Raw genomic sequence first — 18,057 nt, 5'->3', positions numbered from 1 at the left:
TGTTGCGATTTATCCACATTCGGTTCGACGTCCAACACATTGATTCTTGATAAAAATGCAGAGCTGACGCATGGTCGCTCCATCCAGGGCACTAAGACCCATAAACGAGGCGTGATCGGAGAGGCAGGTCACTTATGAACTACAATCGATTTTTGAAAGCCGCATTAACCGGCTTGACGTTGTCGCTAACAGCAGCGGCACCGACAATGGCACCGGCCGAAACGTTGCGCGTTCTGCGCGGCGCGGCGTCCAGTGCCCTTAGCGTCCCGATGAACCGGGCCGTTGTTGTGGAGAGCGATGTTCCCTTCGCGGAACTTTCCATCGCGAATCCCGGCATTGCAGATATCTCGGGCTTGTCCGACCGCACGATCTATGTGCTCGGTAAAGAGCCTGGGCGCACGACATTGACACTATTGGGCGCCGATGGGCGTCTGATCACCAATGTTGAGGTGCATGTCTCACCAGACATGGCAGAATTCAAAGAGCGCCTGACGCAAATTCTGCCCGGTGAGAATATTGAAGTCCGCACAGCCAATGATGGCATCGTTCTGTCGGGCACCGTAAGCTCAACAGCGCGTCTTGATCGTGCGCTTGACTTGGCAAACCGCTATGCACCGGATCGGGTTTCAAACCTGATGATGGTAGGCGGCACACAGCAGGTGATGCTGAAAGTGCGTTTTGCCGAGATGCAGCGTTCCGTAAGTAAAGCGTTGTCGACCTCACTCTCACTCGATAGTGGCGGGGCCGTCGGCGGTTTGACGACATCTGCGTTTTCTGGGAACTCTGCTTTGGTTCCCGAAGCGGAAAGCCGTGGTGCCGTTCTTTTCGGTTTTGGCGCTGGCGAATTTGACGTCGGGGTCTTGCTCGAAGCACTAGAAAGCCGGGGCATTGTTCGGACACTGGCCGAACCAAACTTGACAGCGCTTAGCGGTCAAGCAGCGACTTTCCTTGCCGGCGGTGAATATCCTGTTCCGGTGAGCAACCTGAACAACGTGATCACCATCGAGTATAAGCCGTTTGGTATCGAGTTGAACTTCACCCCAACCGTTGTTGATCGTGACATCATCAATCTTGAATTGCTTGCTGCAGTATCGGCGATTGATGAAGCCAATGGTATCACGATCGACGACTTCACGATTGATGCTTTCACACGTCGTGAAACAACAACAACCGTTGAAATGCGTGATGGTGAAAGCTTTGCAATTGCCGGCTTGCTGCAGGACGAGTTCACTGACCTGAGCAACCAGGTGCCGTGGGTTGGTGATGTTCCTATCCTCGGGGCGTTGTTCCGCAGTGCTGAATATCAGCGCGAGCAAACCGAGCTGGTCATCATTGTAACACCGCACCTTGTCACACCAACACGTGGCGAAGCATATGCACTACCAACTGACCGCGTTCGTCCCCCATCGGAGCAGGATTTGTTCCTCTTTGGCCGGGTGGCAAGAACTGACGCACCAGCTTCCGGCGGTGCAGGCGAAGTGGCACGCCAGGACTTTAGCGGGTCCTACGGCTATGTCCTGGATGAATGATTGGAGCACAGGTCAATGAAATACTTAATGACAACGGCAATTGCCGCAGCCGCACTCGCAGGGTGCACACCGGTTGATCCAACCTTCTCATCATTCTACTCTGAGGCAGGTTCTTCGGTCGACTCCGGTGACTTTGGCAACGCCACGATGAACAACGCTTTGGTTCAAACCGGGCAACAGGACTATACGATCAACCTGGCGCGTCGTTTCGCAGCTGACGTGAATTCGACGGTGAACTTCGCCTTCAACTCGACGGTATTGGACGCCGAAGCGCGTGCAACACTGACGCAGCAGGCAAACTGGATCCGTCAATTCCCTGAAGTGCGTTTCACTGTCTACGGTCACACCGATTTGGTTGGTAGCCAAGGCTACAACCGGTCGCTGGGTCTGCGCCGCGCACAAGCGGTCGTATCCTTCCTTGCTGCGCAAGGGATCGATCGCAACAGGCTTGAGGCAGTCACATCATTCGGCGAAACACAGCCGCTTGTCGTGACAGAAGGACGTGAGCGTCGTAATCGCCGGACCGTGACCGAAGTGTCCGGGTTCGTTGAAAACGATCCAGCTCTGCTGAACGGCAAATACGCGAATGTAATCTTCCGTGAATACATTGAACGGGCGGTTCCGCCGCATGCTGGGCCAGCAGCGCAAATTGAGACGGGTACAGGCGGCTAGCCAAAACCCGCCGATATGTTTGACGCCGGATCATGCATCCGGCGTCAACACTTCCAGATTTTTTCCATGATCGTCGCAATATTTCGCACAATTACGATCTTTTGGTCCAAATCTCGACACGATTTACCCCGATATTTATGAACAAGAGGTATGCTGCGGCCTGCAGCGGACCATCGGCGATTCCCTGGGTGGTTCACCGTGCGATCTGTGGCATATTGCGATAGCGATCAAACCGATAAGGACGTTTGACTATGAATACGAGCCCGGTCGTTCAAAGCGACCCACCGCCAATTGTCGCCTGTACCATCAGCCGCGACGTCCAGATTTTTGATCTTCTGATTGAGGATATGGAGGCCGCCCTTGGCGATTCGTGGGGTGATCTTAGCTTTGAGGACGCTGCGACATTTCTTGCGCAGCCTGATGCTCGTGGGCTCCAATTCGTAACAATCGCGATGGATGCCAATGACGAAGACAATCTGGAAATGGTTGCCAATGTCATTGAGACTGCGAAAGCGGCCAAGATCAAAGTTATCCTGATCGCCGAAGATGTCAGCCCAGCCGCGTTGCACCAGTTGCTGCGCCAGGGCGGTGATGAATTTGTCCCCTATCCGCTGCCGGAAAACGAGTTAGCCCGCGCGATTGAGCGTGTCCTGACCGCCGAAGAACCCGTGCAGCAAGCCGGGGGTGACCGTCAGTTCAAGGCAACCGGTGATAAATCCGGCGTCATTATTCCCATCCAAGGCCTCGCAGGCGGCACAGGGGCAACCATGCTTGCCGTCAACATGGCGTGGGAATTGGCGAATATCGATGACGACAATCCGCCGAAGGTTTGCTTGCTGGATTTGGACTTTCAGTTTGGCACTGCATCGACATATCTAGACCTACCGCGCCGCGAAGCGGTTTTGGAAATGTTGACCGACACCGAGGCGATGGAAACAGAAATGTTCCTGCAAGCCTTGCTGACATATGGCGAAAAACTGCATGTCCTGACGTCCCCAACGGACATGATTCCGCTTGATATGATCACGCCTGACGACATCGCGCGGATCATTGAGATGGCGCGTTTGAATTTCGACTATGTCATTATCGACATGCCAACCACTATGGTGGAGTGGACACAAACGGTTCTTGAGCTGTCGCATGTTTACTTCTCGATGATCGAACTGGATATGCGTTCAGCCCAGAACACCCTACGGCTCAAGCGTGCATTGCAATCAGAAGACCTGCCGTTTGAAAAAATCCGCTTTGTCTTGAACCGCGCGCCGGGCTTTACAGATCTAAACGGCAAGGCCCGGGTCAAACGGCTGTCAGAAAGCCTTGGCATATCGGTTGAGGTTCTGCTGCCGGATGGCGGCAAACCCGTTATGCAAAGCGCCGATCACGGCACACCATTGGCAGAAGGTCAGGGTAAAAATGCGCTCCGTAAGGAGATCTTGAAACTTGCGAAATCCGTGCACGAGGTCAATCAGGCCGATGCTGCTGAAGCGCGAAGCTAAGAGGTAAGTTTATGTTTTCAAAATACAAAAAGCCGTCCGCACCGACAGCCCCAGCACCTGCGCCAGGTACGCCAAAGATAAACGTCGCCCCAGTGCCGGCCACGACGCCGGCAGCTGAGGAAAAAAAGGCCCCGCTGATGCGGGCGATGCCAGCCAAGAGCCCCGCCAGCGTTGGGCCGATGGACAAAGAGCGCAAGCGCAAAGAGCGGTTGCAGGAAATCAAGCTGGAATTGCACAAATCTCTGCTCGACAACTTGAACCTGGCTGCGCTTGAAACTGCATCCGAACAAGAATTACGGACAGAGATCAACGCGATTGCGAATGAAAGCCTTGAGGATATGGGCATCGTGCTCAACCGCGAGGAACGTCAGTCGCTCAGCCAGGATCTTTTCTTTGAGGTAACAGGTCTTGGGCCGCTCGAAACTTTGCTGAAAGACCCTTCTGTCAACGATATTCTGGTCAATGGCCCACAACAGATTTTTGTCGAACGTGATGGCCGTCTAGAACTGACAGACATTACCTTTAAGGACGAAAAACACCTGCTGCGGATTATCGATAAGATCGTTTCTGCGGTTGGTCGGCGTGTGGACGAATCCAATCCTTATGTTGACGCCCGTCTTGCCGACGGTTCGCGTTTCAACGCAATGGTCCCACCAATTGCGGTGGACGGGTCGCTCGTCTCGATTCGTAAGTTTAAACAGGATAAGCTGGGCATCGAAGAACTGGTAAAATTCGGTGCCTTCACCGAAGAAATGGCCGCGTATCTTCAGGCTGCCGTCTCAACCCGCCTTAACGTGATCGTTTCAGGCGGTACCGGTTCTGGTAAAACAACAACCCTGAACGCGCTGTCCGGTTTTATCGATGATGCCGAGCGTATCCTGACGATCGAGGATACAGCGGAACTTCAGCTGCAGCAGACCCATGTAGGCCGGATGGAAAGCCGTCCACCTAACGTGGAAGGCAAAGGCGGCGTATCACAGCGCGACTGTCTGAAAAACGCCCTGCGTATGCGCCCTGACCGGATCATCGTGGGGGAAACCCGCGGTGAAGAGGTTATCGACATGTTGCAGGCCATGAACACCGGCCACGACGGGTCCATGACCACGATCCACGCCAACTCTGCCCGCGATGGTGTATCCCGTTTGGAAAACATGATTGCGATGGCCGGGATCGAAATGCCGATCAAAGCGATGCGTAGCCAGATTGCGTCTGCTGTGAACTTGATTGTGCAGGCGTCGCGTCTGCAGGACGGCTCACGCCGGATGGTCTCGATCACCGAGATCACGGGGATGGAAGGTGACGTTATCTCGATGCAAGAGATTTTCCGCTACCAGCGCGTCGGCCTAACACCTGACAACAAAATCATTGGCCACTTTACGGCAACAGGTGTGCGCAGCCACTTCTCTGAACGGTTCAAGCTCTGGGGTTACGATTTGCCACCTGCTATCTTTGAACCCATGGTTGCGGAGTAACCTCAATGATTTCTGCCGAACCGATTATCTACATCCTGATCTTTGTGGCGGTTCTCGCCCTGGTTCAGGGTGTGTATCTGGTCATTTTTGGTAAATCCATCAGCATGGACGGTAAGGTTAACCGCCGTCTGGACATGCTGGACAAGGGCGGCAACCGTGAACAGGTGCTGGAACAACTCCGCAAGGAGATGACCCAACACATGAAGTCGCAAAGCATCCCGGTTTACTCGATGCTTGCGAACAAAGCGCAGCTGGCCAATATCGCATTCACGCCTTCTCAGCTTGTGATTGTGATGGGTGTGGTAAGCGTCGCTGCATTCGGCCTGCTTTCAGTGCTGACAGATGTTGCGCTGGCCGTCAGGATCGTTGTCGCGGTCCTCATGGGGGTCGGCGGTGTCTATGTCTGGGTTGCACGTAAAGCGGGCAAACGTATGGCAATGCTGGGTGAACAGCTGCCCGAAGCAGTTGAGCTTATGGTCCGTTCATTGCGCGTCGGTCACCCGTTTTCGAATGCGGTTGCAATTGTTGCGCGTGAGGTGGCTGATCCGCTTGGCACCGAAATGGGTATGATTTCCGATGAGGCCGCCTATGGTCGGGATATCGGAGAAAGCCTCAAGGCAATGGCTGAGCGTCTGGACAATCAGGATTTGCGCTTCCTGGCTGTGGCCGTGACGATTCAGCAGACTTCAGGTGGTAACCTTGCCGAAATTCTTGATGGCTTGGCCAAAGTGATCCGGGCCCGTTTTCGGCTGTTCCGGCGGGTTCAAGCGATCACGGCTGAGGCAAAATGGTCCGGCAACCTGCTATCGGCTTTCCCAATTATCGCACTGGTGCTGATTACCTTGGTGAAGCCAGACTATTTTGACGAAGTGATGGAAAGCCCACTTTTCATCCCTGCATGTTTCGTCATTGCCGCATTCCTGGTTCTCAACCTGATTGTCATGCGCGCGCTCGTAAACATCAAAGTCTAAGGAGGCCTCTCAATGGAAGCTATTCAAACAGCGATCAGTGACGCACTTGGCCCCTTCGGCCCGCTTATCATCGTCGGATTGCTTGGTGTTTTCCTGATCCTGCTCACATTGCCAGTCCTGCTGAAACGTGAGGAAGATCCGCTTGATAAGCTAAGAGCTGGCAACACTGTATCAAGCAAGAACGCCAAAGGCGAAAAGCTGCGCTCTGCCAGCAGCAAGGATAAGTTGGAAAAGTACTCCAACTTCCTTGAGCCCCAAAACGAAGAAGAGTTCTCGGCGGCGAAACTCAAGCTGATGCAGGCTGGCTATCGCAGCCAGAATGCCGTGCGTATTTATAACTTTATTCAGTTCGCACTGGGCATTTTTGGCCTCGTGGCGGGCACAATCTACGCGATGATTCAGGCTTCGCAGGTGACAGTAGGCACGCAGCAACTGATCCTCATGATCGGCGTTCCCGGCGCGATCGGCTATGTCTTGCCAAAATACTGGGTGGCACGGCGACTGGCGACCCGGCAAAAAGAAATCACAAACGCTTTCCCTGATTGTCTTGATATGATGCTGGTTTGCGTTGAAGCGGGCCAATCTCTTGATCAGGCGATTTTGCGGGTCTCGGCGGAAATGCGCGCCGGCTTCCCGGACCTTGCCGAAGAATTCGAGATTGTAAGCCAGGAAGCAAAAGCCGGTAAGGACAAAACGAGCGTCCTAAAGGACATGTCCGATCGGTGCGGTGTGCAAGATATCACCAGCTTCGTGACGGTTTTGGTCCAGTCCCAGCAATTTGGTACCTCTATTGCCGACGCCCTGCGGGTATACTCGGCCGAGATGCGCGACAAACGTGTGATGCGTGCCGAAGAAGCGGCAAACAAATTGCCGACAAAGATGACTTTGGCGACGATGATGTTGACGGTTCCGCCCTTGATGGCCATTCTGATTGGGCCTTCCATCCACGCGATTGTCGTCAACCTCACATAAGGTTCGCCTCGAAATGCCAATCAAGCGGGTCAGCCTGGGCCTCATATTTGTACTACTGGCCGCCTGCTCATCAGGCGGCCTTAACCGTTCGGCGGATGGTGTCTTTGCCCCTGGCGTATCTGGGCCCAGCAATGTTGACGGTCTCACCGTCGGCCACCGCTTAATGGCCGCCGGTGAGTATGAATTGGCGCTCAAAGCCTATAACCGTGCGGCCGCGCAGCAAGGCTTCAATGTGGACACGCTGTCAGCCATTGGTTCCGCAAATCTGCGGCTTGGGCGCCTTGGGCAAGCTGAACGTTGGATGCGCCGCGCGGTCGAAGAGGATCCGCTTTTCCCACCAGCTTGGAATAACTTGGGTGTTATTTTGATGGAAAGGGGCCAAATCGCCGAAGCAAGCGAGGTTTTCCGTCGTGCTTTTGCCGCAGATAACGGGAATTCGGACGAAATTCGCGATAATTTGCGCTTAGCGCTCGCAAAATTGGAAAATCCGGGCGATACTGGGCTACAAGAAAATCAGAACTTCAATCTGATCCGGCGGGGTACAGGCGACTTTATACTCATGTCGGAAGAACCATTATAGGCAAGAGCAGCAAAAGGACGCAGAAACATGCGCCACCCAATCTTTATGACGCTTTGTGCGGCAACCCTCGGTCTGTCCGCATGTTCCCCTCCAGCAACCGACGGTCAGGCAGAAGTCGAACGGGCTTTGCAAGATCTGAATGTTGTTGACGAAAACAATCTCAACGACATCATGTTAACTGTTGGCGACGCAAATGAAGCCGTCGCATACTTTAACAATGCCAATGCCAATGACCCAGGACGGATTGAGCTACAACGCGGACTGGCGAAATCACTTGTTCGGGCCAACCGCCCGCAAGAAGCCATCCCAGCATGGCAAACCGTGATCAACCATCCTGAGTCCAGCAATGAGGACAGTGTTGAGTTGGCAGACGCTTATATTCGGAACAACAGCTGGGACGAAGCGGCCACCACCCTGAACACTATTCCACCCACGTACGAAACGTTCAAACGCTACCGGCTCGAAGCCATGGTGGCAGATAGTCGCGAACAATGGGACAAGGCTGATAGCTTTTACGAGACAGCCGTTGGTCTGACGACGCGTCCCGCATCCGTCTATAACAACTGGGGCTACTCTAAACTGACCCGGGGCGATTATGCGGGGGCGGAGCGGTTGTTCATTGACGCACTCCGTTTTGATGATGATCTGTTCACCGCTAAGAATAACCTTGTTCTGGCACGCGGCGCACAGCGCCAATATGCCCTGCCGGTCGTCCCAATGACCCAGGTCGAGCGGGCGCAGTTGCTGCACACGATGGCGCTGGCGGCGATTAAGCAGAATGACGTGTCGATCGGCAAATCACTTTTGGCCGAAGCGATCGAAACTCATCCACAGTATTTTGAGCCCGCAGTCCGCGCGCTTGAAGCACTTGAAAATAACGCAGTTAACTAAGGTTTAGATATGACAGCGGCGACGGCATATTGGTTTCTTCCCGCTGTCATTCCTTTGGCAATGTATATTTCATGGAACGATATGCGTTCCATGAAAATCACCAACCAGTCTATGTTGGTGTTGCTAATTGTGTTTATCGTGCTCGGCCCTTTTGCCTTTGGGCTGCGTACCTATTTCTGGCAGTTCCTGCACTTTCCCTTCGTTTTGATTATCGGCATGGCGCTGTGGTCACTACGGCTGATGGGCGGCGGCGACGCCAAAATGCTGGCCGTGATGGCCCCTTATGTTGTCGTGAGTGACCTATATTCTATCGCGCAATTATTTGTGGCCTGCGCCTTGGCCGGGTTAACTATGCACGGCATTTTCCGTTACACGTCGTTACATAAATTGGCGCCCGATTGGAAAAGCTGGGAGGCACGTTCAGAACATCTTAGGGGCGGTATTTTCGGGCTGAACCACGCTTTTCCCAAAGGCCTGGTGCTCAGTATGACGCTTTTGTTCTACCTCATCGCGGTGGCGGTTTACCGCTGAGCAGAAATAGCATTGCCTCAGAGCCGAACATCTTTATTCACTATTTAGCCATAATAGGCTGTAATCTTAACCACAACGCCGCATGCTTTTGCGGCACTTGTCCGTGATTGATGGGTGGGATCGATATGAATGTCCAAACTTCCAGTGTAATGGCACCGCCGGCACCGCGTACCCTTGAAGGTATGTTGCTGCCAATGGCGATGATGCGGGATATTTTGATCAAGACGATGTTCCGGATGAACCTTGATCTGGTCTCGACCATCAGCCGCGCAATTTGCTTGCCCATCCCAGTCACGCAAGAACTGGTCGACATGGCCCGCGAGCAGCGCCTGCTAGAGGCGACAGGTACGTTGAACGCCAATAGCGGCAATGAAATGGGCTACCAATTGACCGATGCGGGACGCGCGCGTGCGCTGGATGCGTTGGGTCAATCTGAATATTACGGCGCGATGCCAGTGCCGCTTTCGATCTATCGTGAACAGATTCAGCGGCAGTCGATCCGGAACATCCAAATCACGCGCGACCAATTGACCACCGCCATGGGGCATCTGGTTTTGCCTGATGATCTTCTGTCAAATTTGGGCCCTGCGGTAAGCGCCGGTCGCTCAATCCTGATGTACGGCCCTCCGGGGAATGGTAAATCATCCATCTCGAACGGGATTCGGGATGCGCTGGGTGATAAGATCTATGTACCACGCGCCATCGAATATTCCGGTCAGGTGATCACCGTCTATGACCCGATCGTGCACAGTGCGGCAGAGGATGACGTGGACGATCCCAACAGCCTGCGCCGGACATCCGGGCGGTTTGATACGCGCTATGTGCGCTGTGAACGGCCAACAGTGATCACCGGTGGTGAATTGTCGCTTTCGATGCTCGACCTTGTCTATAACCCAACGGCCCGGACCTATCAGGCGCCTTTGCAGCTGAAATCGACCGGCGGCATCTTCATCGTGGACGACCTTGGACGTCAGGCCGAACCACCCCAAACCCTTGTGAACCGTTGGATTGTTCCGCTGGAAGAAAACAAGGATATTTTGGCCCTGCAATCAGGTGAGAAATTCGAAGTACCCTTCGATACGCTTGTGGTCTTCTCAACCAACTTCCACCCGAATGCGATCTTCGATAAGGCGGCTTTGCGCCGGATCTTCTACAAGATCAAGATCGACGGGCCAAATCAGGAAGACTTCCTGAAAATCTTTGCAATGGTTGCGCGGAAACGGAAAATGCCATTGGACGAAGAAACGCTCGTGCATCTTCTGAACGTGCGCTACCCGGAAATCGACAATGTCTACGCAAACTATCAACCGATCTTCCTGATCGACCAGATGATTTCGATCTGCGAATTCGAGGGTATCCCCTACCAGATGTCGCCAGACCTGATAGACCGGGCCTGGGCGAACATGTTCGTGAAGGAAGAAGAGATTATTCACTAACCCCTTCCCTTCGGTTCCAAAATCAAAAGCTTCCCCCTAGTCTGGCGGGAAGCTTTTTGTTTGGGGGCATCTATGAAAGACGCAATTGGGGTCGCTGGCTGCGGACGAATGGGGGCGGGTATGCTCGCTAATCTGCGGCGCGCCGGACATGATGCGCGCGGCTTTGATGTTCGTAAGGTTGATGGCGCCGGCACAGATATCGACAGTTTTTGTGATGGGCTGACCACATTGATCAGCGTCGTACGTGACACAGCGGAAACCGACGCGCTTTTGCTTGCTGATCAAGCGGTGGTGCGGCGGGCCACTGATCTAAAAACCGTCGTGATCAGCTCGACCCTGCCGCCAAGTTATGTGATCGGTTTGCGTGATAGGATACCGGCCCATATCGCCCTGATCGATGCGCCTATGTCCGGGGCACAAGTCAAAGCCGATGCAGGAACGCTAACTTTTATGACGGGCGGAAACACCGCGCCGATCATGCCCCTGCTTCAGGCCATGGGGGAAGAGATTTACAATATGGGCGACTATGGCGCAGGGATGACAGCCAAGGTTTTGAATAACCTGCTGGCGGCCTCCAATACCGCCATGACACGGCTGGTGCTTGATTGGGCAGATGCGGCGGGGGTTGCCGAGGACAAGTTGCTGAACCTGATCAACAGCGCCTCGGGGCAAAACTGGCTCGCCTCTGGTTTTGACAGCATCGAATTTGCGCGGGACGGCTATGCGGCAGACAATACGATCGGCATCCTGGTCAAAGATGTTGAGGCAGCCCTTGATCTGGCCGGCGGCAAGGATGCCACCCTGCCCAAGGCCGTACAAACAACCATTCGCAATCTCAAACCGCGCAACAAACCGAAAGATGGGTCTTGACCCATCGCAAAGGCAGAGCAGGTTAAGCGCATGATCGCCCTGCCCCAAAAATTTGAGGATTGGTTCAACCAGCGGGGCTGGGATATTCATCCGCATCAACAAGCGATGCTTGATCAGGCTGGTGCGCCCGCACTGATGTTGATCGCGCCCACAGGGGGGGGCAAAACGCTCGCTGGTTTTCTGCCTTCGCTGGCCGAGCTGGCAGATGGGACGCATCAGGGGTTGCACACGCTTTATGTCTCGCCGCTCAAAGCGCTCGCTGCCGATATCAAACGCAACCTGCGTAACCCCGTCGATGAAATGAACCTGCCCATCCGGATCGAAGACCGGACGGGCGACACGTCTTACACGCAAAAACGCAGACAACGGGCGGACCCGCCGCATATCCTGCTGACTACCCCGGAATCGCTGGCGCTACTGATCAGTTATGAGGACGCGCCGCGCATGTTTCAGGGGCTGCAGCGGGTCATCATTGATGAAATCCACGCGCTCAGCGAAAGCAAACGGGGCGATCAGCTGATGCTGGCGCTCAGCCGGTTGCAAACGCTCGCGCCAGGTCTACGCCGCGTCGGACTTTCCGCCACAGTCGAAGACCCGCAAGCCATCGCAAGTGAGCTGGCCGCCCATCCGATGCCCTGCCCGATTATCCACGCCGATCCCGGGCCCGATCCGGATATCGCAATGCTGGTAACCGATGAAAAACCGCCTTGGACAGGGGGCGGTGCGGCCTATGCGATCCCGGCGGTCTTGGACGAAGTAAAGAAACACAAAACCACGTTGATCTTTCACAACACACGCGCCCAGGCCGAGATTTTCTTTCATAATCTTTGGCTGGCCAATAGCGATGATCTGCCCATCGGCATCCATCATGGCAGCCTGGCACGCGAACAACGTGAGCGGGTCGAGGCTGCCATGGTCGCCGGTGAATTGCGGGCCATTGTCTGCACAGGTTCGCTCGATCTTGGGATAGATTGGGGTGATGTCGATCTGGTCATTCAGGTTGGCGCGCCGAAAAACGTCAAACGTCTGGTGCAGCGGATCGGGCGGGCCAACCACCGTTATAATGCGCCGTCCAAGGCATTGCTGGTGCCTGCAAACCGGTTTGAGGTCGTTGAATGTGTCGCTGCGCTCGAAGCGGTGAAAGCTCACGCGCTTGATGGCGATCCCAAAGGGGCCGGGCCGCGGGACGTATTGTGCCAACATATCCTGATCACGGCCTGCAGCGGGCCATTCCACGCCGATGCGCTTTATCAAGAAATCACATCCGTTGGCGCATATCGTGACCTGACGCGGGCGGCCTTTGACGACTGCCTCACATTTTGCGCCACGGGGGGCTACGCGCTGCGAGCCTATGATAAATGGAAACGGCTACAGGAAACACCCGACGGGGGGTGGCAATTGCGCGACCCGCGGGCCGCGCAACGCATCCGCATGAATATCGGCACGATCCAGGATAGCGACACGCTCAAAGTCAGGCTCAAGGGCAATTTCAAACCCTTGGGCGAGGTCGAAGAGGCCTTTGCCGCCACACTCACCCCAGGCGATACATTCCTGATTGGCGGCCAGGTCGTGCGCTATGAAAATCTCAAGGAAATGACCGTTCAAGTGTCGCGGCAGGGCGACAAAAAACCCAAGATCGCCACGTTCATGGGAACGAAATTTGCCAATTCCACGCAGCTGTCCCAGCGCATTTTGGGCATGTTCGCACAAGATGATTGGCCCGGCCTGCCTACGCACACGGCCGAATGGCTAAGTCTACAACGCAGCAAGTCCAAACTGCCCGAGGCTGACCGCATACTCGTTGAAAGCTTCCCCCATGACGGGCGGCAACATCTTTGCGCCTATGGGTTTGCCGGGCGCAACGCCATGCAAACGCTGGGCATGCTTCTGACGCAGCGGATGGAAGAGCTGGATCTGAACCCGCTTGGCTTTGTCGCCACAGACTATGCAACGCTGATCTGGGGGCTCGACCTTGTGACCGATCCCGCACCGCTTTTTGACGCCAGCAATCTGCGGGCTGATTTTGAAACCTGGCTGTCCGGCAACGCAGTGATGAAAAAGACCTTTCGGGGCGCCGCAACCATCGCCGGTCTGATCGAACGGAACCTGCCGCAAAACCGCAAAACCGGCAGGCAGGCGACATTCTCCAGCGATATCCTTTATGACACGCTGTCAAAATATGATCCTGACCATCTGATGCTGCAAATCACCCGGGAAGAGGCGCTGCGCGGCCTTGTCGATTTCGGCCGGATTGAGGAAATGCTGGCGCGCACGGCAGGGCGCGTCGATCATGTGGTGTTGGACCGTGTCACACCGCTTGCCGCACCACTGTTCCTTGAGGTCGGGAAAATCCCTGTTGCTGGCGCTGCCCAGGACCGGCTGCTTGAAGAGGCGGCAGCCCAATTGATGGAAAGTGCGGGGGTCGCGACGCTTTGATCCTTGCCAGAGCACGTAGAATGAAGCAAAGAACAGACCATGAACGAGCATGATTTCACTCTTGCAGACACGCAATGCAGGGCGCTGCCATCCGGCGCGCTTTTTCTACCAGCCCATGGGCTGCTCTGCGTCTCAGACCTGCATCTTGGCAAATCGGATCGGATCGCACGGCGCAGCGGGGTGATGCTACCGCCTTATGAGGTGCGCCAGACGCTGGAAAAACTGCAGAGCGATGTCCATGCGATCAGCCCCAAAATGGTGATCTGCATCGGCGATAGTTTTGATGATCTGCAAGCCATCGACAGCCTGCATGATGACATGCGGTTACTTCTGACGGGTCTGCAAGCGGGACGAGAATGGATCTGGATCGAGGGAAACCATGATCCCGGGCCGGTTGATCTCGGCGGGACGCATTTGGCCGAACTCACCGTCGGGACGTTATGTTTTCGGCATATTGCGACGGCGCAAAGCGGCGAAGTGTCAGGCCACTATCATCCAAAGCACCGTGTGACGGGGCGCAGCAGGCCAGCCTTTATCTATGACAAAGCCCGCGTGGTGCTACCGGCATATGGGGCCTATACAGGCGGGCTTTCCAGCGATGCGCCCGTATTGGACCAGTTATTCGACAAAAACGCGATCGCTGTTCTGACCGGGCATAAAGCGGTGGCCACACCACTTAGGAAATTCCCGCAGCGGGCAAGTTAAGCCGTCAGACCCTCCGGCGCATCCAGCCCATGGGCACGACAGCAGGCCGTGACAGTATTGGCCAAAAGGCACGCAATGGTCATCGGCCCCACACCGCCCGGAACCGGCGTGATCGCGCCCGCGACATCGGCAGCCGATTGGAAATGCACATCGCCCAGCAACTTGGTCTTGCCCTCTTTTTCAGGATGGGCAACGCGGGTAATGCCCACGTCAATGACAACAGCGCCCGGCTTCACCCAGTCACCCTGGACCATCTCAGCACGGCCGACAGCCGCAACAAGGATATCCGCGCCGCGACACAGCGCTTCGATATTCTGCGTGCGGGAATGGGCAATGGTCACGGTGCAATTGGCCTGCAACAACAGCTGCGCCATGGGTTTGCCAAACAGGTTGGAGCGTCCAATCACAACCGCATTCTTCCCGGTCATATCGCCAATCTGATCGCGCAGCAGCATCAGACAACCAAGCGGCGTACAGCTGACCAAAGCCGGACCACCGGTCGATAACAGGCCGGCATTTGTGACGCTCAGACCGTCGACATCCTTGCCCGGGTCAATACGGGCAACGGTGCGGCGTTCATCCAAATGATCAGGCACCGGAAACTGACATAGGATACCATGAACCGCCGGATCCGCGTTCAGCTTATCGATCAGTTCGAATAGCGCAGCCTCAGTCGTGTCCGCGGGCAGACGATACTCAAAGGATTCCATCCCGACAGCAACGGTCGCTTTATGTTTGTGACTGACATAGACGTCGCTTGCCGGGTCATCGCCGACAAGGATTACAGCTAGCCCCGGCGTCACATCATGGTCTTGCTTCAGGCGGGCGACATGCGCCGCAATCTGATCGCGCAGACCTGCGGCAAAGGCTTTTCCATCAATCACTGTTGCAGTCATTTTCATCTTTCCAAAAAAGCGGGAGGGTGGGCGGGGCGATGTCCCGGACCTGATCCGGGACGAGCGGCGCCCCACCCGATTTAGAACAAACCTTCAATCTGCCCGGCATCATTCAGCATGATCTGCTCAGCCGAGGGTACGCGGGGCAGACCGGGCATCGTCATGATCTCCCCGCAAATGGCGACGACAAACCCAGCACCGGCACTTAAGCGCACTTCACGCACAGGGACCGAATGGCCGGTCGGGGCACCGCGCTGGCTGGGATCCGTCGTGAAACTATACTGGGTCTTGGCCATGCAAACCGGCAAATCGCCATACCCTTGGTCTTCCCATTGCTTCAACTGGTCGCGGATCTTGGCATCCACAACCACATCGTCAGCGCGGTAAATGCGTTTGGCAATGGTCTCAATCTTCTCGAAAAGACCCATCTCATCAGGATAAATCGGGGCAAAGTCACCTTCACCCGCATCGGCAATCGCAGCAACACGGGTCGCCAGATCGATGGTCCCTTTTGATCCTTCCGCCCAATGCTTGCACAAAATCGCCTCGGCGCCTTGGGTCACAACATAGGCTTTGACAGCAGCGACTTCGGCATCGGTATCCGTGACAAAATGATTGATGGCGACAACAACAGGCACACCGAAACTTTTGACGTTCTCGATATGGCGGCCCAGATTGGCGCAGCCTGCATTCACGGCATCAACATTCTCGGCACCCAAATCAGCCTTGGCCACGCCGCCATTCATCTTCATCGCACGGACCGTGGCAACAACCACAACACAAGCAGGGGCCAGCCCCGCTTTGCGGCACTTGATATTCATGAACTTCTCGGCACCCAGATCAGCACCAAAGCCGGCCTCAGTCACCACATAATCGGCAAGTTTCAGGGCGGTCGTCGTAGCCGTCACCGAATTGCAGCCATGCGCGATATTGGCAAAGGGGCCGCCATGTACAAAGGCCGGATTATTCTCAAGCGTCTGCACCAGGTTCGGTTGCATCGCGTCTTTCAACAAAACGGTCATCGCTCCATCTGCCTTGACATCGCGGCAGTAAACGGGCGAACGGTCGCGCCGATAGGCCACAATAATATCGCCCAGCCGTTTCTGCAGATCTTCCAGATTACGGGCCAGGCACAGGATCGCCATGACCTCAGAGGCAACTGTAATGTCAAAACCTGCCTCACGCGGGAACCCATTGGCCACACCGCCTAGGGATGTGGTGATCTGGCGCAAAGCGCGGTCATTCATATCCAGGACGCGGCGCCAGGTGATACGGCGGATATCGATCTCAAGCGCGTTGCCCCAGTAAATATGGTTATCAATCATCGCCGAAAGCAGGTTATGGGCCGAGGTAATCGCATGGAAATCACCTGTGAAATGCAGGTTCATATCCTCCATCGGCACCACTTGGGCATAGCCGCCACCGGCAGCCCCACCCTTCATGCCAAAACACGGCCCGAGCGAGGCTTCGCGAATACAAATCGCCGCCTTCTTGCCAATCGCATTCAGCCCATCGCCCAGACCCACAGTCGTGGTGGTCTTGCCCTCGCCCGCAGGGGTCGGATTGATAGCCGTCACCAGGATCAGCTTGCCATCAGGCCGGTCTTGTACGGAATCAATCAGGCGTTGGCTCACTTTGGCCTTATCATGACCATAGGGCAGCAAATCATCGCTTTCGATACCCAGCTTTGCGCCAATTTCTTGAATAGGCCGCTTTTGGGCTGCGCGCGCGATCTCGATATCCGACTTGTATTCCATTGAAGATTTCCCTGATCCTCGGGGCGAATGCCGCATGTGGTCCATGTCGCTTCTAGCGGGGGGATGCCAGCAAATGCACCGCGATTGCGACATTTTCAGCATTGGAATCGGCGAGAATGTAGCGCCGCGTTTCGGATTGGAAACCTATGGCTGCCATGCGCGTTGGTCGGGCACATGAAGGCGCACCGCATCGCCAACCTGCACATTGCCCTGGCGCTCAACCCACGCCGTCACGCCGCGGCGTCCCTTGGCGGCCGCTTTAAACTTATCACCCGCTCCCGGATGATCCGCATTGATGGGCTTGGCTGGCAAATGGCAGGGCCGGTTCTGCATATCAATCACGAGGGCAGATCCATCTGGAAACTGCAGACGTGAGGATGGCGGCAAATGGCTGAAGTCAGGAATACCCTTGATCACCATCGATGCGCCGATCAATGCAGGATCCAAGGCCGCGAGCCCGCAAGCCTCTGCAATCTCGGCGAGCTCCTCAGCCGATACGACAGATAGCTGGCGCACATTGCGAATTTCGGTGCCTTTTGGATATTGGCCGACCACGCGGCTGCAAGATGGGCGGGTGACACCGCCATGCACCTCGCCTGCAATCCCCGCATAGGTCAATTCAGCAGCTTCCAAAGCCTCTGATTTCAACGAGGCGTCGCGATCCGCAACACGCCCGATCCAGGCGACTTCTCCAATGATTTGCGTGGGGGTCAATGCTGGCATGGGGCACTCCTATTATCTCAACCCCTTGCTAACGGATCAGCGCGATCGCTTCAAACCGGATTCACAGTATTGCAAACTGTGGTCTTCGCGCATCCGTCACTTTGCACCGACACTGAATAC

The 18,057-nt window shown here is 55.4% G+C and carries 16 protein-coding genes; 13 read left to right on the top strand and 3 right to left on the bottom strand.

The annotated features are described in order from the left end of the window. The first annotated feature begins 134 nt into the window (after positions 1–134). From AABB29_RS09900 to pdeM, 13 genes are all read left to right on the top strand, one after another. Positions 135–1,529, top strand: coding sequence for a type II and III secretion system protein family protein (locus tag AABB29_RS09900; protein WP_341367076.1), 1,395 nt, complete (start codon positions 135–137; stop codon positions 1,527–1,529). A 15-nt stretch (positions 1,530–1,544) separates the two neighbouring features. Continuing rightward, complete coding sequence (locus tag AABB29_RS09895; RefSeq protein ID WP_341367077.1) at positions 1,545–2,201, top strand: OmpA family protein; 657 nt, start codon at positions 1,545–1,547, stop codon at positions 2,199–2,201. Between the two features lie 251 nt (positions 2,202–2,452). After that, positions 2,453–3,697 (top strand): AAA family ATPase, encoded by a 1,245-nt coding sequence (locus AABB29_RS09890; RefSeq protein ID WP_341367078.1) that lies wholly within the window; start codon positions 2,453–2,455, stop codon positions 3,695–3,697. An 11-nt stretch (positions 3,698–3,708) separates the two neighbouring features. Then, positions 3,709–5,169, top strand: a complete 1,461-nt coding sequence (locus AABB29_RS09885) for a CpaF family protein (RefSeq protein WP_373636481.1) — start codon at positions 3,709–3,711, stop codon at positions 5,167–5,169. Positions 5,170–5,174: 5 nt separating this feature from the next. Next, complete coding sequence (locus AABB29_RS09880; RefSeq protein WP_341367079.1) at positions 5,175–6,140, top strand: type II secretion system F family protein; 966 nt, start codon at positions 5,175–5,177, stop codon at positions 6,138–6,140. A 12-nt stretch (positions 6,141–6,152) separates the two neighbouring features. Then, the gene (locus AABB29_RS09875) at positions 6,153–7,112 is read left to right on the top strand and encodes a type II secretion system F family protein (RefSeq protein ID WP_341367080.1); all 960 of its coding nucleotides are present in this window, start codon (positions 6,153–6,155) and stop codon (positions 7,110–7,112) included. 13 nt (positions 7,113–7,125) lie between these two features. Continuing rightward, the gene (locus AABB29_RS09870) at positions 7,126–7,692 is read left to right on the top strand and encodes a tetratricopeptide repeat protein (RefSeq protein ID WP_341367081.1); all 567 of its coding nucleotides are present in this window, start codon (positions 7,126–7,128) and stop codon (positions 7,690–7,692) included. Between the two features lie 27 nt (positions 7,693–7,719). Further along, positions 7,720–8,583: a tetratricopeptide repeat protein gene (locus tag AABB29_RS09865; RefSeq protein WP_341367082.1), complete on the top strand. Its 864-nt coding sequence runs from the start codon at positions 7,720–7,722 to the stop codon at positions 8,581–8,583. A 9-nt stretch (positions 8,584–8,592) separates the two neighbouring features. Further along, positions 8,593–9,114, top strand: a complete 522-nt coding sequence (locus AABB29_RS09860) for a prepilin peptidase (RefSeq protein WP_341367083.1) — start codon at positions 8,593–8,595, stop codon at positions 9,112–9,114. A gap of 125 nt (positions 9,115–9,239) precedes the next feature. After that, positions 9,240–10,550 (top strand): ATPase, encoded by a 1,311-nt coding sequence (locus AABB29_RS09855; protein WP_341367084.1) that lies wholly within the window; start codon positions 9,240–9,242, stop codon positions 10,548–10,550. A gap of 72 nt (positions 10,551–10,622) precedes the next feature. Next, positions 10,623–11,420 carry an NAD(P)-binding domain-containing protein gene (locus AABB29_RS09850; RefSeq protein WP_341367085.1) on the top strand — a complete coding sequence of 266 codons (798 nt, stop codon included), beginning with the start codon at positions 10,623–10,625 and terminating at the stop codon, positions 11,418–11,420. A 30-nt stretch (positions 11,421–11,450) separates the two neighbouring features. Further along, on the top strand, positions 11,451–13,856 hold the full coding sequence (locus AABB29_RS09845; RefSeq protein ID WP_373636480.1) for a ligase-associated DNA damage response DEXH box helicase: 2,406 nt from the start codon (positions 11,451–11,453) through the stop codon (positions 13,854–13,856). 39 nt (positions 13,857–13,895) lie between these two features. Next, complete coding sequence (gene pdeM, locus AABB29_RS09840) at positions 13,896–14,561, top strand: ligase-associated DNA damage response endonuclease PdeM (RefSeq protein ID WP_341367086.1); 666 nt, start codon at positions 13,896–13,898, stop codon at positions 14,559–14,561. Here the strand turns inward: pdeM and folD are convergent. From folD to AABB29_RS09825, 3 genes are all read right to left on the bottom strand, one after another. After that, positions 14,558–15,457, bottom strand: a complete 900-nt coding sequence (folD, locus tag AABB29_RS09835; protein ID WP_341367087.1) for a bifunctional methylenetetrahydrofolate dehydrogenase/methenyltetrahydrofolate cyclohydrolase FolD — start codon at positions 15,455–15,457, stop codon at positions 14,558–14,560. The genes pdeM and folD overlap by 4 nt on opposite strands. Positions 15,458–15,537: 80 nt before the next feature. Next, the gene (locus AABB29_RS09830; protein ID WP_341367088.1) at positions 15,538–17,214 is read right to left on the bottom strand and encodes a formate--tetrahydrofolate ligase; all 1,677 of its coding nucleotides are present in this window, start codon (positions 17,212–17,214) and stop codon (positions 15,538–15,540) included. 144 nt (positions 17,215–17,358) lie between these two features. After that, positions 17,359–17,937: an MOSC domain-containing protein gene (locus tag AABB29_RS09825; protein WP_341367089.1), complete on the bottom strand. Its 579-nt coding sequence runs from the start codon at positions 17,935–17,937 to the stop codon at positions 17,359–17,361. Between the last annotated feature and the right edge of the window lie 120 nt (positions 17,938–18,057).

The organism is Yoonia sp. BS5-3, assembly GCF_038069655.2.
GTDB classification, from domain to species: domain Bacteria; phylum Pseudomonadota; class Alphaproteobacteria; order Rhodobacterales; family Rhodobacteraceae; genus Yoonia; species Yoonia phaeophyticola.
Note: the sequence above shows the minus strand (reverse complement) of the source record. Positions and strands in the feature narration are given on the sequence as shown.